The sequence below is a fragment of the Castellaniella denitrificans genome (assembly GCF_042653765.1).
Classification (GTDB): Bacteria; Pseudomonadota; Gammaproteobacteria; order Burkholderiales; family Burkholderiaceae_B; genus Castellaniella; species Castellaniella denitrificans.
Map to the genome: position 1 here is coordinate 1 of NZ_JBHSEZ010000001.1, position 24,040 is coordinate 24,040.

20 protein-coding genes and 2 tRNA genes are annotated in these 24,040 nt (G+C 67.8%); 12 read left to right on the forward strand and 10 right to left on the reverse strand.

Annotation, left to right across the window (positions count from 1 at the left end; all coding sequences use genetic code 11):
- The 3 genes from ACFO27_RS00005 to ACFO27_RS00015 form a co-directional block, all read right to left on the reverse strand.
- On the reverse strand, positions 1–464 hold a 464-nt coding region (locus ACFO27_RS00005), incomplete at its 3' end, for an ExbD/TolR family protein (RefSeq protein WP_376815433.1).
- 1 nt (position 465) lies between these two features.
- Positions 466–1,386: a MotA/TolQ/ExbB proton channel family protein gene (locus tag ACFO27_RS00010; RefSeq protein ID WP_376815434.1), complete on the reverse strand. Its 921-nt coding sequence runs from the start codon at positions 1,384–1,386 to the stop codon at positions 466–468.
- Between the two features lie 9 nt (positions 1,387–1,395).
- Positions 1,396–2,217 carry an energy transducer TonB gene (locus tag ACFO27_RS00015; RefSeq protein ID WP_376815435.1) on the reverse strand — a complete coding sequence of 274 codons (822 nt, stop codon included), beginning with the start codon at positions 2,215–2,217 and terminating at the stop codon, positions 1,396–1,398.
- A 211-nt stretch (positions 2,218–2,428) separates the two neighbouring features.
- On the opposite strand from ACFO27_RS00015, the gene ACFO27_RS00020 reads away from it, so the two are divergent.
- The 3 genes from ACFO27_RS00020 to ACFO27_RS00030 are packed head-to-tail and all read left to right on the forward strand — an operon-like array spanning position 2,429 to position 5,540.
- Positions 2,429–3,592, forward strand: coding sequence for a COG1470 family protein (locus ACFO27_RS00020; protein WP_376815436.1), 1,164 nt, complete (start codon positions 2,429–2,431; stop codon positions 3,590–3,592).
- Between the two features lie 14 nt (positions 3,593–3,606).
- Positions 3,607–4,575: an ABC transporter ATP-binding protein gene (locus ACFO27_RS00025; protein WP_376815437.1), complete on the forward strand. Its 969-nt coding sequence runs from the start codon at positions 3,607–3,609 to the stop codon at positions 4,573–4,575.
- Positions 4,572–5,540, forward strand: a complete 969-nt coding sequence (locus ACFO27_RS00030) for an ABC transporter permease (RefSeq protein ID WP_376815438.1) — start codon at positions 4,572–4,574, stop codon at positions 5,538–5,540. Before ACFO27_RS00025 ends, ACFO27_RS00030 begins: the two co-directional genes overlap by 4 nt.
- Before the next feature lie 61 nt (positions 5,541–5,601).
- Here ACFO27_RS00030 and ACFO27_RS00035 read toward each other — a convergent pair whose 3' ends face one another.
- Positions 5,602–6,372 (reverse strand): SDR family NAD(P)-dependent oxidoreductase, encoded by a 771-nt coding sequence (locus ACFO27_RS00035; protein ID WP_376815439.1) that lies wholly within the window; start codon positions 6,370–6,372, stop codon positions 5,602–5,604.
- 382 nt (positions 6,373–6,754) lie between these two features.
- Positions 6,755–6,839 (reverse strand) — tRNA-Leu (locus ACFO27_RS00040).
- A 109-nt stretch (positions 6,840–6,948) separates the two neighbouring features.
- On the opposite strand from ACFO27_RS00040, the gene rnr reads away from it, so the two are divergent.
- From rnr to ACFO27_RS00070, 6 genes are all read left to right on the forward strand, one after another.
- Positions 6,949–9,387 carry a ribonuclease R gene (gene rnr, locus ACFO27_RS00045; RefSeq protein WP_376815440.1) on the forward strand — a complete coding sequence of 813 codons (2,439 nt, stop codon included), beginning with the start codon at positions 6,949–6,951 and terminating at the stop codon, positions 9,385–9,387.
- A gap of 138 nt (positions 9,388–9,525) precedes the next feature.
- On the forward strand, positions 9,526–10,278 hold the full coding sequence (gene rlmB, locus ACFO27_RS00050) for a 23S rRNA (guanosine(2251)-2'-O)-methyltransferase RlmB (RefSeq protein ID WP_376815441.1): 753 nt from the start codon (positions 9,526–9,528) through the stop codon (positions 10,276–10,278).
- A 118-nt stretch (positions 10,279–10,396) separates the two neighbouring features.
- Entirely contained in the window at positions 10,397–11,638 is a 1,242-nt protein-coding gene (locus tag ACFO27_RS00055; RefSeq protein WP_376815442.1) for a cystathionine gamma-synthase family protein, read from the forward strand.
- A 255-nt stretch (positions 11,639–11,893) separates the two neighbouring features.
- A complete protein-coding gene (locus tag ACFO27_RS00060; protein WP_043681629.1) occupies positions 11,894–12,172 on the forward strand; it encodes an HU family DNA-binding protein in 279 nt (92 codons plus the stop codon).
- A gap of 101 nt (positions 12,173–12,273) precedes the next feature.
- Positions 12,274–12,349: transfer RNA gene (locus ACFO27_RS00065), tRNA-Val, on the forward strand.
- A 263-nt stretch (positions 12,350–12,612) separates the two neighbouring features.
- Positions 12,613–12,834 carry a hypothetical protein gene (locus ACFO27_RS00070; RefSeq protein WP_376815443.1) on the forward strand — a complete coding sequence of 74 codons (222 nt, stop codon included), beginning with the start codon at positions 12,613–12,615 and terminating at the stop codon, positions 12,832–12,834.
- Positions 12,835–12,869: 35 nt separating this feature from the next.
- Here the strand turns inward: ACFO27_RS00070 and ACFO27_RS00075 are convergent, their stop codons facing one another.
- From ACFO27_RS00075 to ACFO27_RS00095, 5 genes are read right to left on the reverse strand one after another with little or no spacing between them, the layout of a single operon-like run.
- Positions 12,870–14,219: a TolC family outer membrane protein gene (locus tag ACFO27_RS00075; protein ID WP_376815444.1), complete on the reverse strand. Its 1,350-nt coding sequence runs from the start codon at positions 14,217–14,219 to the stop codon at positions 12,870–12,872.
- An 8-nt stretch (positions 14,220–14,227) separates the two neighbouring features.
- Positions 14,228–17,170, reverse strand: coding sequence for an NHLP bacteriocin export ABC transporter permease/ATPase subunit (locus tag ACFO27_RS00080; RefSeq protein ID WP_376815445.1), 2,943 nt, complete (start codon positions 17,168–17,170; stop codon positions 14,228–14,230).
- 4 nt (positions 17,171–17,174) lie between these two features.
- The gene (locus ACFO27_RS00085; RefSeq protein ID WP_376815446.1) at positions 17,175–19,376 is read right to left on the reverse strand and encodes an NHLP family bacteriocin export ABC transporter peptidase/permease/ATPase subunit; all 2,202 of its coding nucleotides are present in this window, start codon (positions 19,374–19,376) and stop codon (positions 17,175–17,177) included.
- Positions 19,373–20,647, reverse strand: coding sequence for an NHLP bacteriocin system secretion protein (locus ACFO27_RS00090; RefSeq protein WP_376815447.1), 1,275 nt, complete (start codon positions 20,645–20,647; stop codon positions 19,373–19,375). The genes ACFO27_RS00085 and ACFO27_RS00090 overlap by 4 nt, the downstream gene beginning before the upstream one ends.
- The gene (locus ACFO27_RS00095; RefSeq protein ID WP_376815448.1) at positions 20,644–20,973 is read right to left on the reverse strand and encodes a hypothetical protein; all 330 of its coding nucleotides are present in this window, start codon (positions 20,971–20,973) and stop codon (positions 20,644–20,646) included. The genes ACFO27_RS00090 and ACFO27_RS00095 overlap by 4 nt, the downstream gene beginning before the upstream one ends.
- A 167-nt stretch (positions 20,974–21,140) precedes the next feature.
- On the opposite strand from ACFO27_RS00095, the gene ACFO27_RS00100 reads away from it, so the two are divergent.
- From ACFO27_RS00100 to selD, 3 genes are all read left to right on the forward strand, one after another.
- A complete protein-coding gene (locus ACFO27_RS00100; RefSeq protein WP_376815449.1) occupies positions 21,141–21,788 on the forward strand; it encodes a response regulator transcription factor in 648 nt (215 codons plus the stop codon).
- Positions 21,789–21,860: 72 nt separating this feature from the next.
- Positions 21,861–22,937 carry a tRNA 2-selenouridine(34) synthase MnmH gene (gene mnmH, locus ACFO27_RS00105; RefSeq protein ID WP_376815450.1) on the forward strand — a complete coding sequence of 359 codons (1,077 nt, stop codon included), beginning with the start codon at positions 21,861–21,863 and terminating at the stop codon, positions 22,935–22,937.
- Positions 22,938–22,971: 34 nt separating this feature from the next.
- Positions 22,972–24,033, forward strand: coding sequence for a selenide, water dikinase SelD (selD, locus tag ACFO27_RS00110; protein WP_376815451.1), 1,062 nt, complete (start codon positions 22,972–22,974; stop codon positions 24,031–24,033).
- Positions 24,034–24,040 lie beyond the last annotated feature (7 nt).

The window sequence follows — 24,040 nt, forward strand, 5'->3', positions numbered from 1 at the left end:
GGCGCCGGCGCGGCGGCGGAGCCTTCGGGCGCCTCGGCGCCCGGGGCCGCCTGCCCCGGCGTGGTGACGAAGCCCAGGCGCTTCATGCCCGCCTGGCGGGCCGCGCCCATGATGCGCGCCAGCAGGCCGTAGCGGGTCTCCACGTCGGCGCGGATGCGGACTTCGGGCTGGGGATCGGCCCCGGCCTCGCCGGCGAAGCGGGCGGGCAGCTCTTCCTCCGTGATCGGCTGCTCGTTCCAGAACAGCGCCCCGGACGGATCGATGGCCAGGTCGATCACCACGGGCTTCTGCTCCACCGGCTGGGCCGTGACCTGGGGCACGTTGATGCGGATCGAATGGCTGAGCAGGGGCGCCGTGATGATGAAGATCACCAGCAGCACCAGCATCACGTCGATCAGCGGCACCATGTTGATCTCGGACATGGTGGTGCCCGGTCCCTTGGAATCGAAGCTGCCGAACGCCATGTCAGGCTCCCCGGTGGCTGGCCAGGCTGATGGTCCGGCCGTTGCGCTCGTGGCTGCCGTCGGCCACCTGCTGGCCAGTGGTCAGGAAGGTGAACAGGTCGTGTGCGAAGGCGTCGAGCTGCGCCAGGTAGACGCGGTTGACGCGCACGAAGGCGTTGTAGCCCAGCACGGCGGGGATGGCGACCGCCAGGCCCAGGCCGGTCATGATCAGGGCCTCGCCCACGGGGCCGGCGATGCGGTTGATGGTGACGCCGTCGGTCATGCTGATGCTCAGCAGGGCGTGATACACCCCCCACACGGTGCCGAACAGGCCCACGAACGGCGCGGTGGACCCCACGGACGCAAGCACCGTCAGGCCGTTTTCCAGGCGCGCCGTCTCTTCGTCGATGACCTTGCGGATGGTGCGCGTCACGAAGGCCGCGGTGGAGCCGCTTTCCTCCAGTTTGAGCGCGCCGTACTTGGTGTGGTGCTTCTGGGCGTGGATGGCGTGGCTGGCCAGGTGGGCGAAGGGCTCGTCCGCCCCATGCGTGGAAATTTCATTCTCCACCTGCTCCAGGGAACTGGCGGCCCAGAATTCCGACAGGAACTTCCGCGACCGGCGGCGGATGCGCAGGTGCGTCAGCCCCTTGGCCAGGATCAGGTACCAGCTCGCCAGGGACATCAGCATCAGGAAGACGAACAGGGACTTGCCCACCGCGTCGCTCTGGCCGATGAAATGCAGCACCCCCTGGCCGCCCGTTTCCACGGCCCCGGACGACAGCGCCGCCTGGGCGGCCGTCGCCGCCCCCGTGGCAGCCGCGGTCGCCGCCGCGTCGGCGGCCGCCGATACGGCCGGCGCCGCGCTCGCGGCGGCCTGGGCGGCGTCCGTCCCCACGGCCTGGGCCAGCGTCAACGCCGCGCTCCCGATCAGATCAAGCATCATGTTCCTGTCCTATAAGACGAAATCGAAAGGAATGTCCACCAGCGCCTTGTAGGCGATGCCGTTTTCCGTATACGGACGGAAACGCGCCTGGCGCATGGCATCCACCGCCGCCTCGTCCAGGCGCGCATGCCCGGAGGAAGTGCGCACCGACACATTGGCCACCTGGCCCAGCGGAGAAATCAGCACGCGCAGCACCACCCGCCCCTGCTCGCCCCGGCGCTGCGAGACGCGGGGATACACCGGGCTGGGCCGCTTGCCCAGGTAGTCCACCTGGCCGATGGTGCGAGGCCGGTCGGGATCCACGGGCACCGGCTCGCCGCGCGCCTCGGACGCCTGCCGCGCGCCGCCCGCCGCGGCGCTCGGCGCCGCGCTGACCTGCGGCGCGGGCGGCGCGGGCCGGGGATCAGGCTTGTGCACGGGCTTGGGCCGGGGTTTCGGCTTGGGTTTGGGCTTGGGCTGCGGCTTGGGTTCCGGCGGCGGCGGCTCGGTGATGGATTCGGGCTCGGGCGTCTCGACGACCGGTTCGGGTTCGGGCTCGGGTTCCGGTTCGACTTCCGGCTCGGGTTCGGGCTGGATGACCGGCTCGGGTTCGGGTTCCGGTTCGGGCGGCGTTTCCACCGGCGGCTGGGGCGCGGGCGCGGCCGCCGGCTCGGGTTCGATCGCCGGCCCCAGCTCCACGAACTGCACGTCCAGCGCCTCGGGCTGGCCTTGGGCGACCTCGACCACCGGCGCCGACAGCACCATGGCCAGCACGGCCGCGTGCAGACCCAGGGCCACGCAGGCGGCGACGATCTTCAGCGGGGAAAGGCGCGAGGAGAAACCGGAGGGCATGGACCAGCGGACAGCGGGAAGCGAGAACAAGATCTTAGCAGAAATGATAACGGTTCTCAATACAAGAACTACTCTCGGCGGACATTCGGCCCGTGAAGAAACGAAAAATTACATTTTTCATGAAACTTGAAACCGCAACGACCTGTCCCTTCGATCTGGAGACCGGATCCGGACCGGGCAGATCAACCAGAACCAGAGACTGAGCGACACCATGTCCAGACACCTCGCATTGTGGGCCGCCGCGTTGTGCGCCCTGAGCTTCCAGGCAGCCGCCCTGGCCGCGGAGACCGCGCCCGCCGGCATCTACCTGTCCACCGACTATCCTTCCCTGACCCTGAAGGCCGGCGAGACATCGACCATCGCCCTGCATCTGCGCAACCGCGCCACACCGCCCGAGCGGCTGGCGCTGTCCGTGGACGGCGTGCCCGCCGGCTGGAAGGCCGACCTGCTGGGCAACGGCCGCCCGGTCGGATCGGCCATGCCTGGAAGCGATGATACGCTGCCCCTGCAACTGCGACTTGACATCCCGCAAGGCCAGGCCCGATCGCGCCATACGCTCACCGTCCACGCCGACGGCGCCCAGCGGCACCTGAGCCTGCCCATCGACGTCACCCTGGCCGACCAGTTGCCCGCCCAGCTGTCGATCCAGCCCGAACTGCCGCAGCTCACCGGATCGGCCCGCACGGCCTTCAACTACCAGCTGACGGTGAAGAACGACAGCGGCCGCGACGTCCTGGCGAGCCTGACGGCCCGCGCCCCGCAGTACTTCGACACGTCCTTCACCGAGGGCTACGGCACCCAGCAGATCAGCGCCGTCCCCGTGAAGGCCGGCGAATCCAAGACCGTCAAGCTGCACGTGCGCCCGCCCGCCTCGGCGCAGTCCGGCGAGCACGCGATCCAGGTCAGGGTCGCCGCCGACGGCGCCGAGGCGTCCACGGACCTGAAGCTCGACATCACGGGCCAGCCGGCGCTGGACCTGTCGGGCCGCGACGGGCTGATGAGCACCGACGCCCAGATCGGCGAAACCCGCGACATGCCCCTGGTGCTGCGCAACGACGGCACCGCCGCCGCCCAGGACATCGCGCTGGACGGCACGGCGCCCTCGGGCTGGAAGATCGAGTTCGAGCCGTCCCGCGTCGCCCTCCTGGCGCCGGGCAAGACGACCGAGGTCCAGGCCCGCATCACGCCCTCGGCCCAGTCCCTGGCGGGCGACTACATGGTCAAGCTGCACGCGCGCTCGGCCGGCCAGTCGGCCGACGGCGACCTGCGCGTCTCGGTGACGACGTCCGGCCTGTGGGGGGTCAGCGGCGCCATCCTGATCGCCGTGGCCCTGCTGGCGCTGCTCGGCGCGGTCGCCCGGTACGGCCGCCGATGAACGGGCCGGCCGCCATGAACGCGTCCGCAGCCCCCCTCCCGCCCCGGGACGCCCCCGCCATCGACGCCCGCGGGCTGGGCAAGGACTACGGCGGCCGCGCCGTGGTCCAGTCGCTGAATTTCCAGGTGCGGCCCGGCGAGGTCTTCGGCCTGCTCGGCCCCAACGGAGCGGGCAAGACCACCACGATCCTGATGCTGCTGGGCCTGACCGAGGCCACGCGCGGCCAGGTGCGCGTGCTGGGCGAAGACCCCTGGCGCAATCCGCTGGCCGTCAAGCGCCAGGTCGGCTACATGCCCGATTCGGTCGGCTTCTACGACCACCTGAGCGCGCGCGACAATCTGCGCTACACCGCCCGCCTGCTGGGCATCCCCCGGCGGGAACGGGACGAGCGGATCGCCGACGCCCTGGAGCGCGTCAGGCTGCTGGACCGCATCGACCAGCGCGCGGGCACGTTTTCCCACGGCATGCGCCGCCGCCTGGGCCTGGCCGAGATCCTGCTCAAGCGGGCCGCCATCGCCATCCTGGACGAGCCCACCTCCGGCCTGGACCCGCAGTCCACCGAGTCGTTCCTGCGCATGATCGAATCCCTGCGCGACGACGGCGTCACCGTGCTGCTGTCCTCGCACCTGCTGGACCAGATGCAGCGCATCTGCGACCGCGTCGCCCTGTTCAACGCCGGACGCATCGCGCTGATGGGCCCGGTCCGGGACCTGGCCCGCCAGGTGCTGGGCGGCCACAGCCACGAGGTCCACATCCACGCCGACGGTCCCGACCTGCGGTCCGTCCTGGCCGCCGTCCCCGGCGTGGGCGGCGTGCGCACGGAAGCCCCGGGACACTACGTCCTGCAGGCCGAAAGCGACGTGCGCGCCCAGGCCGCCCAGGCGGCGGTCCTGGCGGGCGCGCAGCTGCGCGACCTGGCCGTGGACACCCCCAGCCTGGACCGCATCTACCGCCAGACCTTCACCGAGGACACCCCGACATGAGCACGACCCGCATCGGCTCGCCCTGGCACGGCCTGGGCGCCGTCCTGTCCAAGGAACTGGCCGACCACCTGGGCAGCGCCCGCATGCGGCTGCTGGAATGGCTGGTCGTCCTGACCGCGGCCGCCGCCCTGTACGGCGCCATCGAAGGCATCCGCCAGACGACCTCGTCGGATCCCTTCGTCTTCCTGCGCCTGTTCACCGACGCGCGCGCGCCCCTGCCCTCCTTCGCCGCCCTGCTGGGATTCCTGATCCCGCTGGTCGCCATCGGCCTGGGATTCGACGCCATCAACGGCGAGTACGGCCGCCGCACCCTGAGCCGCATCCTGTCGCAACCCCTGTACCGCGACGCCCTGCTGCTGGGCAAGTTCCTCGCCGGCCTGGGCGCGCTGGCCATCAGCCTGGTCTGCCTGTGGCTGCTGGTCATGGGCGCCGGCCTGATCCTGCTGGGCGTACCCCCCAGCGGCGAGGAAGTCGTCCGGTCCCTGGCGTTCCTGGCCGCGGCCCTGGCCTACGCCGGCGTCTGGCTGGCCGTCGCCCTGCTGTGCTCGGTACTCTTCCGCTCGGCCTCGACCTCGGCCCTGGTCGCCCTGGGCCTGTGGCTGTTCTGCGCCCTGCTGTGGCCCATGCTGGCCCCAGCCCTGGCCCGGGTGATCGCCCCGCCCGACCTGGCGACCCTGATGGGCGGCGGGCTCGACCTGCATGCCGTGGCCTGGCAGAGCGGCCTGTTGCACATCTCGCCAGCCACCCTGTTCGACGACACCGCCATCACCCTGCTGAGCCCCGCCACCCGCAGCCTGGGACCGGTGTTCCTGTCGCAGCTGCAGGGCGCCCTGCTGGGCAGCCCGCTGCCCCTGTCCGAAAGCCTGGCCATCGTCTGGCCGCAATTCACGGGACTGATCGCGGCGGTCGTGCTGCTGTTCACCCTGGCCTACATCGCGTTCCAGCGGCAGGAGGTCCGGGCGTAAGAAGCCGTGGGCCGAAACGCATGCCACGCGGAAGGCCGCGCCCGCCATGCGGGCGCTCCGCTCACTGGTCCCGGGTGATGGTCAGCGCGGAGAACGACTGCGAGGTCGGCATGACCTCGATGGCGTTGACATTGACGCGCGGCGGCAGGGAGGCCACCCAGGCGACCGTCTCGGCGATGTCGTCCGGACTCAGCGGATGGGCGCCGACGTAGACCGAATCCGCCTTCTGCCGGTCGCCCCGGTAGCGGGTCAGGGAAAATTCGGTGTCGCCGCACAGCCCGGGCTGCACGTCCGTCACCCGCACCCCCGTGCCCGCGAGGTCGGCGCGCAGATTGCGGCTGAATTGCGCCACGAAGGCCTTGGTGGCGCCATAGACGTTTCCGCCCGGATAGGGATATTTGCCGGCCACCGAGCCGATGTTGACGATCAGCCCGCGCTTCCTGGCCACCATGCCCGGCAGGAAGGCGTGCGTCATCAGCGCCAGGCCGGTGACGTTGGTGTCGATCATCGTCCGCCATTCCCGCAGGATGGCTTCCTGGGCCTTCTCGGTCCCGAGGGCCAGGCCGGCGTTGTTGACCAGCACGTCGACGTCGCGCCAGTTTTCGGGCAGGGATGCCTTCATGGCGGCGATCGCCTGCTCGTCCCGCACGTCCAGGAATACCGGCAGGACGGCATCGCCATGCTGCCGCTGAAGCTCGAGCAAAGGCTCCATCCGGCGAGCGGCGGCGATCACCCGATAGCCGTCGCGCAGGAAACGCTCGCAGATCGCGCGGCCGAAGCCCGCGGAAGCCCCGGTGACGAGGGCGATCTGTTGCTGTGTGGAATCGTTCATAGGTCCTCTGAATGCTCCGCCTTCGCGCCGGTCGCCGGACCGGCGGCCAAAGTTGCGATGGTACTACTTCAGAAAACATCCCGGACCGCGGGCAGCCGGCGCGCACAAGCAAAAGGCCCCGTAAACGAATTCACTTCCAGCCCGGACAATCAGCCGAAGACGGCCTGGAGGGCGCGCCAGCGTTGGTGCCGGGTGCTTTGGCGTCAGATGCCCAACCAAGGCACCCAAACAGGCACACAAAAACAATGGCTTCAACGGAGCGAACATCGGGCGCCATCGAACCCACTGAAAGCAAAAACCCGCAGAACCTAGTGGTTATGCGGGTTTCGCTTTTTGATGTCGGAGGACATCGGACTACATTGGACTTCTCAAAACAGAGAAGTGGTGCCCAGGAGAGGACTCGAACCTCCACACCTTGCGGCACATGGACCTGAACCATGCGCGTCTACCAATTCCGCCACCTGGGCACAGCATAACGTGTATGCTATTGCTTTCGCCGATCCGCCGTGCTGTTTTTGCGCGCCGTTCAGCGAAGACAGAACTATACAACACAATTTTTTTGGATGCAAACAGCCTTTGAAAAAGCGAACCAACAACGACAATAACCGCGACGCTTCCAACCCGCCAGCGAGCAGTCTTCCCTCTGATTTCGACCCCGACGTTCCCTCCCGGGAGCAGGTGCTGGACACCCTGCGCAAGGCCGGCAAGCCCCTGTCCCCGGAAGCCCTGGCCGACGCCACCCACGCCACGATCCCCCTGTCCACCGGCTTCATCCGCCGCATCAAGGCCATGGAACGCGACGGCCAGTTGCGCTACAACCCGCAGGGAAGGTTGCAAATCTGCAACAACACCCATTTCATCACCGGCGTCGTCCAGGGACACCGGGACGGCTTCGGCTTCCTGGTTCCCGACGAGGGTGGCCAGGACTTGTTCCTGTCGCCCCACGAAATGGAAAAAGTCCTGCACGGCGACCGGGTGCGGGTGAAGGAATCCGGCGAATTCCGCGGCCGCCCCGAAGGCGTCATCGTCGAAGTCCTCGAACGGCGCACGCTGAAGCTGGTCGGCCGATTCCTGAAGGAGCACGGCGCCTTCATCGTCGCGCCCGAGGACCAGCGCATCAAGCACGACATCCTGATCGCGCCCCAGGACACGGCGGGTGCCGAGCCCGGCCAGGTGGTCACGGTGCAGATCCTGCGCCAGCCGGCCAGCCACATCCAGCCCCTGGGCCGCGTGATCGAAGTCCTGGGCGAGATCGACGATCCCGGCATGGAGATCGAGATCGCCGTGCGGAAATTCGACGTGCCGGTGGAATTCTCCGACGCCACGCGCCGGCAGTTGGCCTCAATCCCCGACCACGTGCGCGCGGACGACTGGGCCGGACGTGTCGACCTGCGCGACGTGCCCTTCATCACCATCGACGGCGAGGACGCCCGCGACTTCGACGACGCGGTGTTCTGCATGCCCGCCGACCTGGGCACGGCCAAGCGCGCGCGGCCCGGCTGGCGGCTGCTGGTCGCCATCGCCGACGTCAGCCACTACGTGCGGCCCGATTCGGCGCTGGACGAGGACGCCCTGAACCGGGGCACCAGCGTGTATTTCCCGCGCCGCGTCATCCCCATGCTGCCGGAGGCCCTGTCCAACGGCATCTGCTCGCTGAACCCGGACGTGGACCGCCTGGTGATGGTGTGCGACATGATGATCCCGGCGGGCGGCGCCAAGGCGGGCACCGTCACCGCCTACCAGTTCTACGAAGCCGTCATCCATTCCCACGCCCGCACCACCTACACCGACATCTGGGCGGCCCTGCAGCAGCCCACCGGCCCGGCGGCGCAGAACCTGGGCGATCTGCTGCCCCACGTGCAGACGGCCTACGACCTGTTCCAAGCCTTCGAGCAGGCCCGGCGCAAGCGCGGCGCCATCGACTTCGACACGATCGAGACCCGCATCGTCTGCAACCCCCTGGGCCGCATCGAACGCATCGAACCCTACGCACGCAACGACGCCCACCGCCTGATCGAGGAATGCATGCTGGCGGCCAATACCTGCGCGGCGGATTTCATCGTGCGCAACAAGGCCCAGGCGCTGTTCCGCGTGCACGACGGCCCGACGCCGGAAAAGCTGCAGACGCTGCGCGACTTCCTGCGCCACCTGGGCCTGACCCTGGACGGCGGCGACGATCCCTCGACCGCCGACTACGCCCGCCTGATCCTGGCCAGCCGGGCACGGCCGGACTTCGCCTCGATCCAGACGATGTGCCTGCGCTCGATGCAGCAGGCCATCTACAGCCCCGAGCAGACCGGCCACTTCGGCCTGGCCTACGAACACTACGCGCACTTCACCTCGCCCATCCGGCGCTACCCGGACCTGCTGGTGCACCGCGTGATCCGGGGCATCCTGCACCAGCGCCGCTATCAGCCGCCCGTGCCGCAGGACCTGCCCGTCGACCCCGCCCTGCCCGCGAAGGTCCGCGAACGCGACGCCTGGGAAGCCCTGGGCGCGCTGCTGTCGGCCCGCGAGCGGCGTGCCGACGACGCCTCGCGCGACGTCGAGGCCTGGCTGAAATGCTGGTTCGTGCGCGAGCACGTGGGCGAAGTCTTCAGCGGCCGGATCAGCGCCGTCACCAGCTTCGGCGTATTCGTCACGCTGGACACGCTCTACGTGGAAGGGCTGGTGCACATCTCCGAGCTGGGCGGCGACTACTTCCAGTACAACGAAGCCCTGAACGAGCTGCGCGGCGAACGCACCGGCCTGCGCTACCAGTTGGGCGACGCCCTCCAGGTCCAGGTCTCCCGCGTGGACCTGGAGGCCCGGCGCATCGACTTCCGCCCGGTCAAGGGCGAGGACTTCAAGTCGCTCCAGGCCGAGATCGAAGGCGAGCCCCGCTCCGCCTCCCGGCCGCACAAGAAGGCCGCCGGCGCCAAGCCCGCCGCCCTGCGCGGCACCACGGCCCACCAGCGCCGCGCCGAGGCCAAGCGCGCCGCGCGCCAGGAAACCCCGCGCAAGCGGCGGTCCTGACCCGGCCCGCGGCGGAGCCGCCGCCCGCTCCGGCCGCACGGAGCGGCGGCCCCCCCCCGCGCCCGCACTACAATTCCAGGCACGGCCCGCCGCGAAACACGGCAGGCCGCTTCGTCCACCCCTGATAGGCTTCGTCCGATGTCATCCCAACAAATCCTGGCCGGCTTCCATGCCGTGCAGGCGCGCCTGCGCCACGCCCCGGACTCCATCCGCGACGTCTACCTGGACACCGCGCGCCAGGACGCCCGCATGCAACGCTGCATCGAACAGCTGGAAGCCGCGGGCGTGCGCTGGCACGCCGCCGACGCCCAGCGCCTGGAGGGCCTGGCCCACGGCGTGCGCCACCAGGGCATCGTCGCCCTGGCGCGCCCCCGGCCGCTGGCCGTATCGGTCGACGAGGTCCTGGACGCCCTGGAGGACCGCGGCGAACCGGCCCTGCTGCTGGTGCTCGACGGCGTCACCGACCCGCACAACCTGGGCGCCTGCCTGCGCACGGCCGACGCCGCCGGCGTGCACGCCGTCATCGCCCCGAAGGACCGGGCCGTCGGCCTGAACACGACGGTCCAGCGCGTGGCCTGCGGCGCGGCCGACACCGTGCCCTACCTGACGGTCACCAACCTGGCGCGCACCCTGCGCGCCCTGCGCGAGCGCGACGTCTGGCTGGTGGGCACGGACGACGCCGCCACGCACAGCCTGCACCAGGTCGACGCGCGCCGGTCCATGGCCTGGGTGATGGGCGCCGAAGGCGAAGGCATGCGCCGCCTGACCCGCGAGACCTGCGACGAGCTCGTATCCATCCCCATGCGGGGCTCGGTCGAAAGCCTGAACGTCAGCGTCGCCAGCGCGGTCTGCCTGTACGAAACCGTGCGCCAGCGGCTGGCGCCGGCCTGAGCGGCCACCGCGCGGCCCCGGGTCGCCCCAAGGCAAAAAAGCGCATAATGTCCGGGCCGGCGCGCCCGCCCCCCCGGGCCGCGTCCCTTCCCTTTCAATCCGACCGCACCGCCTTCCCATGTCCGATCAAGGCTTCACCACCCGGCTCGTCCATGCCGACCACCGCGCCCAGCTGGAGCACGGCGCCATCCACCAGCCCATCCATCCGTCCACCGAATACGCCTACACCGACGCGCGCGAGCTCGCCGCGGTGTTCCAGGGCAAGGCCGGCTACACCTACGCCCGCCAGGGCACGCCGACCACGGCCTCTCTGGAGGCCAAGGTCACGGACATGGAGCGCGGCCAGGCCACGGTGACCTTCGCCACCGGCATGGCGGCGCTGAACGCCACGTTCTTCGCCCTGCTGCGCCAGGGGGACCACCTGGTCGCCAGCAAATACGTCTTCGGCAACACCAACAGCCTGCTGATGACGCTGGAAAACTTCGGCGTGGAACTGAGCCTGGTCGACGCGACCGACGCGGCCCAGGTCGAAGCGGCGATCCGGCCGAACACCCGCATGGTCTTCGTCGAGACCATCGCCAACCCCGGCACCCAGATCGCCGACCTGAAGGCGATCGGCGACCTGTGCCGCGCGCGCAGGCTGGTCTACGTGGTGGACAGCACCCTGTCCTCGCCCTACCTGGCCCCGGGCCGGGACTTCGGCGCGTCGCTGGTGATCAATTCCCTGTCCAAGCACATCGGCGGACATGGCAACGCCCTGGGCGGCGCCGTCACCCAGACCGGGCTGTACGACTGGACCGATTTCCCGCACATCTACGAGCAGTACCGCAAGGGCGACCCGCGCGGCTGGGGCCTGCTGCAGATCAAGAAAAAGGGACTGCGCGACATGGGCGGCACACTGTCCTCGGACGTGGCCCACCGCATCGCGGCCGGCGCCGAGACCATGGCGCTGCGCATGGACCGCATCTGCGCCAACGCCCTGGCGCTGGCGCGCTTCCTGGAAACGCATCCGCACGTCAGCCGGGTCCGCTATCCCGGCCTGGCCAGCCACCCCCAGCACGAACGCGCCACGCAGTGGTTCGGCGGCCGCTACGGCGGCCTGCTGGGCGTGGAACTGCACGACCACGTGGACGTCTTCGACTGCCTGAACCGCCTGCGCGTCGCGGCCCTGGCCACCCACCTGGGCGACAACCGCACGCTGGTGCTGCCCGCCGCCCACACCATCTACTACGAGATGGGCCCGGAACGCCGCGCCGCGATGGGCATCCCGGACGGTTTCCTGCGCATCTCCGTGGGGATCGAGGACGAAGCCGATCTGATCGACGATTTCGCGCGCGCCCTGGACGCCGACCAGGCCTGATTCCAGGTTCGGGGTATACCCCTACCCGGTGTTGGGATTTTTAACAAACGTCAGGAAACACGCGGGTTTCCAGTGATTTGTTCTTGACACCCCAGGCTTTCGAAGGCTTAATACGCCTTAGCCTTCGAACCGGCCAGGATCCCGCCGCCCCGCGGCCGAGGAAACCGGATCGGCTTGGCTGCGACAGACCATCATCCATCAAACGTCTGGCGGATCGTCCGCCAGGCCACAATAAACCTCAGGGGTATTTCATCAATGAACAAGACCGAGCTGATCGAGCACATTTCCTCCAAGACCGATCTCTCCAAGGCTGACGTGGGCCGCGCCCTGGAAGCCTTCGTGGGCGCCGTGAAGACCACCCTGAAAAAGAAGGGCTCGGTCACCCTGGTCGGCTTCGGCACCTTCGCCGTGTCCGAACGCGCCGCCCGCACCGGCCGCAACCCGCGCACCGGCGAAGAGATCAAGATCAAGAAGGCCCGCGTGCCGAAATTCCGTCCGGGCAAGGCCCTGAAGGACGCCGTGAACGCCAAGTAATCCGGCGCTTCATGCACAAAGGCCACCGCATCGTCGGTGGCCTTTTGTCTTTTCAAGCTAAAATGGCGCGCCTGCCCGCCATCCGGCGGGCCCGCAGGTCCGGGTGCTTAGCTCAGTTGGTAGAGCGGCGCCTTTACACGGCGTAGGTCGGGGGTTCGAGCCCCTCAGCACCCACCACGGATCCGGCCACAGCCTTTCGGGCAGATTGTGCCGTGACCCGTCAAGCATGCTTTGCCACGTGGAAAGCCCATACTTGCTTTCACGTCGGGCGACATTCATTGCAGAACCCCATCATGCACAGCGGATGCAAGCATGGCTCGCAAGAGCCATTGAGCCATCCCGCCTCCGTCCCTATACTGGGCTCATCTTGTCCTGCCCTCCACAGCGGAGCGGCGGCTCTCCATTCTCTTTCTTCAACCCGACCATCAAGGAAGATACGCATGAACAGCAAAGAACTGGCGACCAAGCAGCAAGAACCGATCGCCTCGGAACCTGCCCTGAAACAGCAGCCCGAACAGGCCGAAAGCCTGGGGCAGGCGGGCGTCGCGCTCACCGAGGAGCAACTCGCCGGCGTGGCGGGCGGCATTCTCAAACAGACACTCCGTCCCAATCCCGGTGTCGTCAAGCCTGTCCATGTGGGTGAAAAGCCCATCAAATTCTGACGGGCCGGCTGCTGGCCGACGCCTCCCCCGCCACGCTACCGGGTAGCGTCGCGCAACGCAGGCAAGGCCAGGCCCTGCGCAGTCAGGCGCCCCTGCGCCGCCAGCAGGCGCAGATGCGACAAAGCGGCCTCGGTACGGGCGCGAACCAGCGAAGTCTCGGACTGGAACAGTTCCTGCTTGGCGTTCAGCACCTCGATCAGCGTCAGCTCGCCCAGGCCCGCGTGCGCCTCGCGCACGCCCTGATAGGCCAGCTTGTTGGCCTCGATGGCGACGTTGAAGGCCTCGATCTCGGCCTGGGCGGCATGCAACAGACGCCACGCATCCGCGGCGTCGTAGCGCGCCTGCAAACGCGAATCTCGCCATTGGGACTGCAGCTGAATGGCGCGCTGCGCGCTGCTGCGCACTTGCGCCCTCTGCACCCCGGCCTCGTACAGTGGAATGCTCAAAGTCAATTGCACGGATGCATCCCGCTGGCTGTGAAATTGGTCGGTGGGGTTCCGGGCCCAGGCGCCTGCGGCCTCAAGGGTCACACTGGGCTTGAGCTTGCCCTTGGCGATCTCGACATCGGCGCGCGCGGCCTGGGCACCGTCGTAGGCACTGCGCACCGCGGGAAACTGTTCAGAGGCATCCGCCAAGATGAGCTCGAGGCTGTCGGGCAAGGGGGGCAGATGCTCGGGAAAGAGCAGCTCGCCGGGCATTTGCCCGACATGCCGCAAATAGGCGCGGCTGGCGGCCTCGAGCTCGCCCCGGATGCGATCCAGCTGCGCGACGGCGACCGCGTGCCGCGCACGCGCCTGGGCCAACTCGGTGCGGGTGCCCAGCTGCTGGCTGAAGTATTCGCTGCGATATTCGACCTGCCTGGCCAGGCTGCGCTCATTGTCCTCGTTGAGCGCCAGCAACTGGCGATATTGCAGCACATCCAGGTAGGCGGTGGCGACATCCATCAGGACGGCCTGCTCGGTTCCCAGCAAATCGGCACGGCCCTGCCGGGCACGCGCCTGCGCGGCCTGGATCGTGGGCTGGGCCGTCCAGTTCAGCACTGGTTGGCTGGCCCGGATACGCACATCGGACATCGCCCTGTCGGCCGAGGTCGACGGCCCATTGTCGATGGTGTACGCATCGATGCGGCGCCCCGTTCCCCCGGTCAGCGACAGGCTGGGGCGCCAGCCACCCCGCGCCCCGTCGACCTCGGCGTCCAGGGCGCGCAGATTGGCGCGTTGCGCGTCCAGCGCGGGGTGGCTGGCGTAGGCGCTGGCCATCGCCTCGAACAAGGTTTGGGATCCTGCGGGGCTGGCCAGCAAACAGCACGACAGGCCGGTCGAAAGCAACCAGGCCCGGCGGGCGCGGGCCACTGCAAACCTACCGGAAGGCCATGCCAGCATCATACGGATCCTCATGCGATCTGGGCGGCCGCCAGGGCGGCAAACCGCCCATTCATCCGCATCAGTTGTTGGAAATCCCCCTGCTCGACGACGCGGCCCGCCTCAAGGACATAGATCCGATTGGCCTTGGCGACGGTACTGAGCCGATGCGCAACGACGATTCGCGTCACCGACAGCTTGTCCAGGCTTTCGGTGACGATGGCCTGGACGCGGTTATCCAGCGCACTGGTGGCTTCGTCCAGGATCAGGATGCGGGGCTTGTTGATGACGGCGCGCGCAATCATCAGGCGCTGCATCTGCCCACCCGACAAGGAGCCGCCCTCGGTCACCATGGTGTGCATCCCCATGGGCATGCGCTCGATGTCCTCGGCCAGGCCCGCCTCGCGGGCCGCCTCCCAGGCTTGCTCCAGGCCGTTATCGGTGGAGCCGACAATGTTTTCATACAGGCTTCCGGGCATGGGCCGGCTGTTTTGCAGCACGATCCCCATCTGGCGGCGCACCGACAGAATGTCCAGTTCGTCCACGTTCTTGCCATCCAGCAGCACATTGCCGCCCGCCACGGTTTCGAAACCCAGCAACAGCCGGATCAAGGTCGATTTCCCGCAACCGGACGCGCCGACGATCGCAATGAATTCGCCCGCCTTGGCCGACAAGGACACATCATCCAGAACCAGGGGTCCGTCCGGCGCGTAGCGAAACGAGACCCGATCGAAGTGGACGGCGCCCGACAGCACGCCCGGATCGTCCCTGCCCTCGCTGAGCTCGGGCAGCGTGGTCATGATCGGCATCACGCGCTCCAGCAGGGGTTGCGCCTTCAGCAAGGCCGCGATCGTATTGGCCATCTGGGTGACGCTGCCGTTGAAATTATTGAAGGCGCTGAGAAAGGCGGCCAAGCCACCCACCGCCAAAGGGCTGACCTCGTCGGGAGCCCGGAATTTCCCCAGAATCAGGAAAAAAAGGATCAGCGGCACCAAGCCAAACAGGGCACTGAGCACAGCCTGCAGATTGCCGTAGCGTTCGGTGCGCGCCCCCAGCCGACGATATTCCGAAAACAGGCCCGCCCAGCGGGAAAAGGCGCGGCCCTCGGAGGCCGAAAGCCGGATCTTGGCAATACCGGTCACCAACTGCAGAACCAGGCTTTGCAAGCGGCCGTCATAGCGGGCCAGCGTGCGTTCATGACGCAACTGCAGCCAGATCAGAAGCAGGGAGCACACGGTATACAGAGCGGTTGCGCCCACCGCCCACAAGCCCAGCCGCCAGTCGTAATACAGCAGCAATGCAAAGCTGAAAACAGCAAAGATCCCGCCGATCAGCGCCTGCGAAGTGCTGCTGGAGATCAGCTGTTCGATCTGGGTGACCGCACCCGCGCGCTGGGCCAGGTCCCCGGCCGAATAATCCCGGAAAAAACCCACCGGCAGGCGCAACAGCCTGTCGATGATGGCGGCTTGAAGCGCAGAGCCCGCCCGAGCCCTGAAACGGCTGAATGCCAGGGCGCCCACATACGACATGATGAAGGTGGTCACACCCAGGATGACCAGGATCAAGCCGACCTGCACCAGATGATTCTGATCGTGCCCGGGAATCACGGTATCGATCATATAAGCCGCGGCAACCGGTACCGCCAGCCCCAGCAGGGCCGCCACCAGGCCTGACAGCACCACCGCCCACAAATCGCCGCGCCCGCGCCCCCAGACAAACCGCAACAGGCCCCGCAGGCCCAGCGTGCCTGAAGGCAAGGGGGCCGTGAAGGCATAAGCATCGGTCGCGAGCACATCCAGCGCGGCGCGCCCCCTGAGAGTTTGCCCATGACTGGGGTCGAAGACTTGTACCCCCTTGCCCGCACCCGGCAGAATCGCCAGGGGCCGACCGTCGTCGTTGGCAAAACCCAGCATGGCCTGGGTTTCGTACGTGTCCCAACCGGCGCGCAACCGGACGCTGCGAAACCGCAGCTGGCTGGCTTGCGCAATGGACGGCAGGTCGACGGTCGACTCCGTAGCCCCGCGCGACCAACGCGAGGGCATCCGGACCTCGAAGCCTTCCACGCGGCCAACCGCCCGCATGGCCTGAAACAACGGGGGCTGACCGCTCACGGCTGCCCCGCGCCCGGCAGCCCCCTGCCCCAGCACACCCAGCAACTGGTCGAGACCTTGCTGCCAATCGCGGCCTGCGGCTTCCGATTGGCGGCGCAAGCGATTGAGCTCGTCGACGTCGGCCAGCATCAGGCTCAAGCGCGCTGTGGACAGCAAGAGCGCGTGCAAAGTATCCAGGCCCGCCCACAGCCGCCCGTCGGGCAAGTAATACCCGCTGTTGCGCCCAGTCGTGGACAGGGGCTGGCTGTTTTGCAGCCAGCTGGCCGGTCCGAGGGGCACCAGGCCATCGCCCGGGCCCTCCGGCAGTTTCTGGACATCCAGAAACAGTACCGTATCGCGCGGCACTTCGAGCCAGATCACACCTTGCGCGCTGGCCACCCGTTGGTGCGCCGCAACCGTCAGTTCGGCATCGGCGTCCGCCAACACATGAAGCACAGGGCCAGACCCCGACAAGCGGGCCAGGCCTTCGGAAATCGCAAGAATCCACTGATCGATGGGCTGTGCAAGCTCGAGCGCGGAGGCGCCCTCGATCCGCCGCAGACGATCCTGCGGGATGCTGCGGATTTGGGTATCGACATGGGGGACGGCCAGCAAGGCGTGCCCTTGGGCCGGATCGATCGCATCCGGGGCTATGAGCCCGAACAACAGCGTGCCCGCCTCGACCGTTGCAAAATGCCGCCGGACCCCTTGCGCGGTGCCATCGATCATCTCGACCAGGAACAATTCGATCCGCCCGTGCTCCAGCCACCAGCAGGTTTGCGGTTGATCCAGCAGAAAAGGGGTATTGCCGGCCACCGCCAGGGGCGCCGACATCTGCAGCACGGCCCGCAGGGCCGGACCGGGATCGGGGCCCTTCAGGCCCACCGAGTCAGTTCTCGATGAGGCCACGATAGATGCCGTCCTTGTGCATCAACTGCTGATGCGTGCCGCGCTCGACCACCTGGCCGTGATCCAGCACAATGATTTCATCACAATCCCGAATGGTGCTGAGCCGATGGGCAATGATGATGCAGGTGCAGCCACGGCGCCGCAGATTGGACATGATGGCCTGTTCGGTCATGGTGTCCAATGCGCTGGTGGCCTCGTCCAGGATCAGCACCGATGGGTTGCCGGCCAGCGCCCGGGCGATCTCGAGCCGCTGGCGCTGGCCGCCGCTGAAATTGCGGCCATCCTCCTGGATCCGACCCTCGTAGCCGCCGGGGCGGCTCATGATCACGTCGTGGATCAAGGCGTCCTTGGCCGCCTGGATCACCTGATCCAGCGGCATGGAATCATCCCACATGCTCAGATTGTCGTGCACCGTGCCCTCGAACAGCACGATTTCCTGATCAACCACCGACAAGGAACGACGCAGCAAGGGCCGTGGCCAATACGCCGCCGGACGCCCGTCGAACAGGATGTCGCCCGACCAGGGCTCGAGCATGCCCGAGATCAGGCGCCCAACGGTCGTCTTGCCGCTGCCCGAGCCCCCGACCAGCGCAACACGGCCGCCCGGCGGCACCTGGAGGCTCAGCCCATCGATCAGCGCCGGACTCAGGGGCGAATACGCCACCGTGACGTCGCGCAGCATGACGCTGCCCGACAAACGCATGGGCATCCCGCCCTCGGGGGCGGGCTGCGGCTCGAATTCGCGGGCCAAGGGGTGACGCAAGGTGTCATCGATCTGCGCCACCGGCCCTTGCGCATTGCGTATCGCGCCCGCGATTTGCATGAGCTCGCTGATGGGCGCGGTAAATGAACCGATGATGAAGGTGAAGGCCACCAGCATGCCGACGGTCATTTCGTCATTGATGACAAACAGCCCCCCCAGCGCCAGCACCGCCGCGCCGGTCAATGCGGCTGTCAGGGGCGGCAGCGCGGCCAGCAAGGTCTGCAGATGCGCCACGCGCTGCTGGGCGTTGATGAACAGCGCCTGCAGTCCAGACCATTTGCTGAAGAACACATCGTCAACGCCCGTGGCCTTCAATGTTTCGATCATCTGCAAGCCCTGCATCACCTTGCCGTTCATCTTGACGGCCTGCAGTGCGATGCTTTCAGAGGATTCCCCCAGGCGCCTTTGCAGATAGACGAAAACCAGCACATTGGCGCTGGCCAGCAACACACAGACCAGGGTCAGCACGGCGTGGTATTGCACCATCAATGCCGCAAAGAACACCACGCTGGTGACGCTGATGGCCAGCCGGCCAAGCTGCTGTGATGCCAGGTTGACGATGTCCTCGGCCAGCGGCAGGCGGGCACTGATCATGCCGCCGTGGCGCTGCGCGAAAAACCCGGGCGGCAGACGCAGGACATGCCAGATCAGGCGCCCGCCCAGCACCAGGCCCAGCTTCAGGTGCAGGCGCGTCGTCAGATGCGCCCCCAGCCACGTGGCCAGACCCATGGCAAAGGCCGCACCCCCCATGGCGATCAGCAGCGGCACCAGCCAGTCAGGCAGGTCCTCGATGATGAAGTAATCGATGAATACCCGGCTGAAGGCCGGCACGACCAGCATGGCACCGACCATCAGGACGCCGATGCCGATGATCACCGCCAGCGCTGGCAGGGAACTCCGCACCAGCGCCATCATGGCCGGGAGGATGCGCCGGGGCGAGCCACCCCGCTGAAAGGAATCGTCCTTTTCAAAGACCAGCGCAATGCCGCTGAACATGCCGTTGAACTCGGCGGCGCTGACCTTGCGCCGCCCCACGGCGGGATCATTCAGATAAGCCCAGCCGGGCTCCAGACCTTCCAGGACGACGAAATGGTTCATGTCGACAAACAGGATGGCCGGCAGGCTGATCGAAGCCAGCCCTGCGGGCTCCAGGCGCAAGCCCTTGGCCTTCAGGCCCAGACTGCGCGCGGCCTTGACGACATTGACGGCCTTGCTGCCATCGCGCGACACGCCGCACAACACCCGCAGTTCCTCGAGCGGCACCCAGCGGCCGTGATGGGCCAGCACCATGGCCAATGCGGCGGCGCCACACTCGAGTGCTTCCATCTGCAAGATGGTGGGCGTTTTGACCCTGGGGGTGCGGGGAAGGGAAAAGCTGTCCTGCAGGTCTGCCGCCGATGTGCCGCCGAAAATGCTCATTGCCCCCCCAGCCAGCGGAAGATGTAGTCGAAGGCCGGCAAGACCAGACTGATGACGCGGCGGCGGCCCACGACCATGTCGGCGGCGGCGATCGTGCCCGCATCGATACGGATGTCAGGCCCCGCGCCCGAGGACCATCGATAGCCGGTCGGCGACACGGGGTCGGTCTCGAGCGCCAGTTCGACCTCGAAAGGCGCACCGCTCTTGAGCAGGGAATCGACGAATGTCGCGTTGCTCAGCCGGCGCATCAGCCCCTCGCGGCTGGAAGGTATCCGGGCCACCGACAACACCCTTCCACGAATGAAGCCGTCCTTTTGCAGTTTGGCCGTCGTGGGTATGATGTGCGCCTCCATGCCCGGCAGGATCTTCTTGCCGTGCTGGCTGTGCACAAAAATGATGGCGTGCAATTCCCCTGCCCCGGCGTGATCGTTGGAAGGCAGGACGCGCATGATGACCTGCCCGCTGCTGACCGCATCCCCCGGATTGACGTTGAGCTCGACCACGTCGCCATTGACCGGTGCGATCAGGCTGCGGCTGCGCTCGTAGTCGCTTTGCATGTTCTCAAGCTCGCGCACCAGGGCCTGAACGCGCAGTCCGGCCTCCTGGATCTCCTGGGTCTTCTGCAGTTGCTCGCCACGTTGCTGCACCAGCAACTCGACGCTGTCGTTGCGCTGCTTGGCAATGCGGGACTCCAGTTCAGCCAATTGCGTGTCGACCTCGTTGAGCTTGCTCGACGTCGTGAAGCCCTTGGCCAGCAGCGCCTGGACACTGGCGCGGTGCTGGGTCAGCACCTGCTGCTGTTCTTGCAGCTTGTCCAGTTGCCCGGCCAGCGCCTGGCGTTTGGTCTTGAGCAAATCCGCCTGCATCTGCTGATAGCGCGCGTAGCCGGCTTGCCGGGTCTCGAGCAAACTCCGGGCCCCTTGCAGCTCGGCCTGCTTGGCCGTGATGGATTCCAGGGACGCCGGGCGCCTCAGCAGGGCAACGGTCTGGCCCGCCAGGATGGGATCGCCCAGATCCACCAGCAGGGTGTCGACATGCCCATCGCCGCGCGCGCTGACCACCGCCACGCCATCGGCCGACAGCAAGATGCCCTGCCCCGCCACCGTGATCGGCGCGGTCGAAAAGATGGCCCAAATGAACCCGCCCAGCACCAGCATCGCAACCGCCAGGATGCCCACGGTGTGCACAGGCCGAACGACCTGCAGCACATGATCCAGCTGATCGGGATTGGAGACCTTATCGAGTGCGGCCTGCCGAAAAAGACTGCTCATGCGGCCTGTTTGAACAGCGACAGGAATGCCCGGACCTCGTCATGGCTGGCGGATCGGCCCGTGCCGCCGACGACTGCCTGCAACTGGTCGTCATCCAGGTCCAAAGCATCATCCAGCCGACCCGGTGCGCCATCGACCGCGATGCTGATCGCACGGGCTGCATCGGGGGCGAACTCAATCTGAATACCGACAGGCACGCGAATGCCGACGGCGGCCAAGGCCGCGCGGGCGTCCCTGCGCACAAGCTGATTGAACAAGGCATCCTGCCGGAAACGTTCCGAGAACCGGCTGAGCGCTTGTGCGCCCGATATCATGCGTTCGCTCATGGATTTGCCTCCAGGCCGTGGTTCACCACAGGCCGGTTATAGTTGTTCACCGTTGTAACCCGTAAGGATACTTTTCCGGCGCGGGCAGAGGATACGAGACCTTGGCGATGATCGTCAAATCGCGACGATCATTCTGATGTCAAATACCTGCGAACCCTTTCACACTCATGGCCAACACCACCAAAAAGCTGCTGATCGTGGCAGACGATCACCCCCGGATGCGCGAAGTCCTGGAATACGTGTTGACGAAGTTCCACGGCAGCACCACCGTATACACCGCCAAAGACCCCCGGGAACTGCGGATTCTGGCCGATACACGCCTGGCAGATGTGGGTGAGCTCACGGTGGCCGACGTGTCCATCCCGAATGACTCGCCAGCAGACAGCGATTCATCGACCCAGTCACCGCTGATGGTGGTCTCGATGCAGGAACGCGGCATCACGGCCAATTGGTTTGTCTCGATTCCCTACAACGCCACAGGCGGCGACGATGCCCAAATCCAGGCGGCGATCGACCAGCGACAGGTGGTGATGGACCTGATCGGAAGCCTGCGCGAAGCGGCACTGGCAGCCGGCGAACAGACCGGAGACGCACCCGCCACGCCCAGTCCCGAGAGCCTGACGCGCCTGGGCCTGACCCAGCGCCAGGCCGAAGTCCTGGCCTGGCTGGCCGAAGGGCTGACCAACAAGGAGATCGCCCGCAAGCTCGATGTGTCGGAATGGACGATCCGTCACCATGTCAGCGCCATCCTGATGCGCCTCGAGGTCAGCAACCGAGGGCGCGCGGCGATCTTTGCGCGCCAGCTGGCGACCTGATCACGGCACCCGCCACGGATCCCGCGCCCGCGTGCCGGGCATCCGCGCCCCGGCGGATTTACAATTCCCGCCATGACTTCCACACCGCATCACCAGGGCTCGCAGCGCTGCGGCCTGGACGCCCTCGGCCAGTTCGACGAGATCGTCGACGTGCGCACGCCGGCCGAATACGCCGACGACCACATCCCCGGCGCCCTGAGCGCGCCCGTGCTCAGCAACGAGGAACGCGTCCTGATCGGCACCATGTATGCCCGGGAATCGCCCTTCAAGGCCACGCGCCTGGGCGCCGCCCTGGTCGCGCGCCACATCGCCGAATACCTGGAGACGATCTTCGCCGACCGCCCGCGCAGTTGGCGGCCGCTGATCTACTGCTGGCGCGGCGGCAAGCGCTCGGGCGCCATGACCGCCTGGTTCAACCTGATCGGCTGGCGCGCGCGCCAGTTGGACGGCGGCTACAAGACCTGGCGCCGCCACGTGATCGACACCCTCGCCGAGCGCCCGGCCGGCCTGGACTGCGTCGTGCTGACCGGCCCCACCGGCTCGGGCAAGACCCGCCTGCTGCAATCGCTGGGTGCGGCCGGCGCCCAGATCCTGGACCTGGAGGGCCTGGCGCGCCATCGCGGCTCGCTGCTGGGCGCGCTGCCGGACCGGCCGCAACCCAGCCAGCGCGGCTTCGAGTCCGCCCTGCTCCAGGCCATCGAGGCCCTGGACCCGGCCCGGCCCGTCTTCGTCGAGGCCGAGAGCCGGCGCATCGGCCAGGTGAGCCTGCCCGACACGCTGCTGCATGCCATGCACGCCGGCCGCTGCGTGCGCGTACGCGCGGCCCTGCCGCAGCGGGTCTCGTTCCTGCTGCAGGACTACGCCCACCTGTTCGACGCGCCGGACGACTTCGGCCGGACCCTGGAACGGCTGATCGGCCTGCACAGCCGCCAGACGGTCCGCGACTGGCAGGCCCTGATCGCCGCGGGCCGGCGCGCCGAGCTGTTCCAGGCGCTGGTGGAAACCCACTACGATCCCGCCTACCGCCGCAGCAGCGATACCCACTACGCCGGCCTGGACCGGGCCATGACGTTCGACTACGACCCCACCGCCGACGACGGCCACGCCCAGGCTCGCGCCCTGATCGAACAGTTGCGCGTCCCGGCCTGAACTCCGCCCTTCCCTTCCCGGATCATCCGCCTCCATGAACGCCCCCGACACCACGAATCCCGTTCCCCGACTGACCTCGCTGTCCCACGGCGGCGGCTGCGGCTGCAAGATCGCCCCGGACGTGCTGGCGCGCCTGATGCGCGACGCCCTGCCCGCCGGGGCGTTTCCCGACCTGCTGGTGGGCACGCAGTCATCCGACGACGCCGCCGTCTACCGCATCAACGACGAGCAGGCGCTGATCGCCACGACCGATTTCTTCATGCCCATCGTCGACGATCCGCGCGACTTCGGCCGCATCGCCGCGACCAACGCGCTGTCGGACGTCTACGCCATGGGCGGGCGCCCGATCCTGGCGCTGGCCATCGTCGGCATGCCGATCAAGACCCTGCCGCACGACACCATCGCCGCCATCCTGGCGGGCGGCGCCTCGGTCTGCCAGCAGGCCGGCATCCCCATCGCGGGCGGCCATTCGATCGACTCCGTGGAGCCGATCTACGGCCTGGCGGTCATCGGCCTGGCGCACCCGGACCGCATCAAGCGCAACGACCGCGCCCGCGCGGGCGACGTCCTGATCCTGAGCAAGCCCCTGGGCGTGGGCATCCTGTCGGCCGCCCTGAAGAAGGACCGGCTCGACGCCGAAGGCTACCGCGCCATGATCGACAGCGCCACCCGGCTGAACACCCCGGGCGCGCGCCTGGCCGGGCTCGACGCCGTGCATGCCCTGACCGACGTGACCGGCTTCGGCCTGCTGGGCCACGCCCTGGAAATGTGCCGGGGATCGGGCCTGCGCGCCGAGGTGTCCTACGCCGACCTGCCCTGGCTGGCGCCCGCCCCCGACCTGGCCCGCGAAGGCATCCGCACCGGCGCGTCCGAGCGCAACTGGAACGCCTGCGGCGCCGAGGCCACCCTGGACGCCGGCCTGCCCGACGAGGCCCGCGCCCTGCTGACCGATCCGCAGACTTCCGGCGGCCTGCTGGTCGCCTGCGCGCCGGAGGCCGCCGACGAGGTCCTCGCCCTGCTGCGCGCCGACGGCTTCGCGCGGGCCGCCCGCATCGGGCGCCTGGAAGCCGGCCCCGCCCATATTCGGGTATCCTGATCCAGTC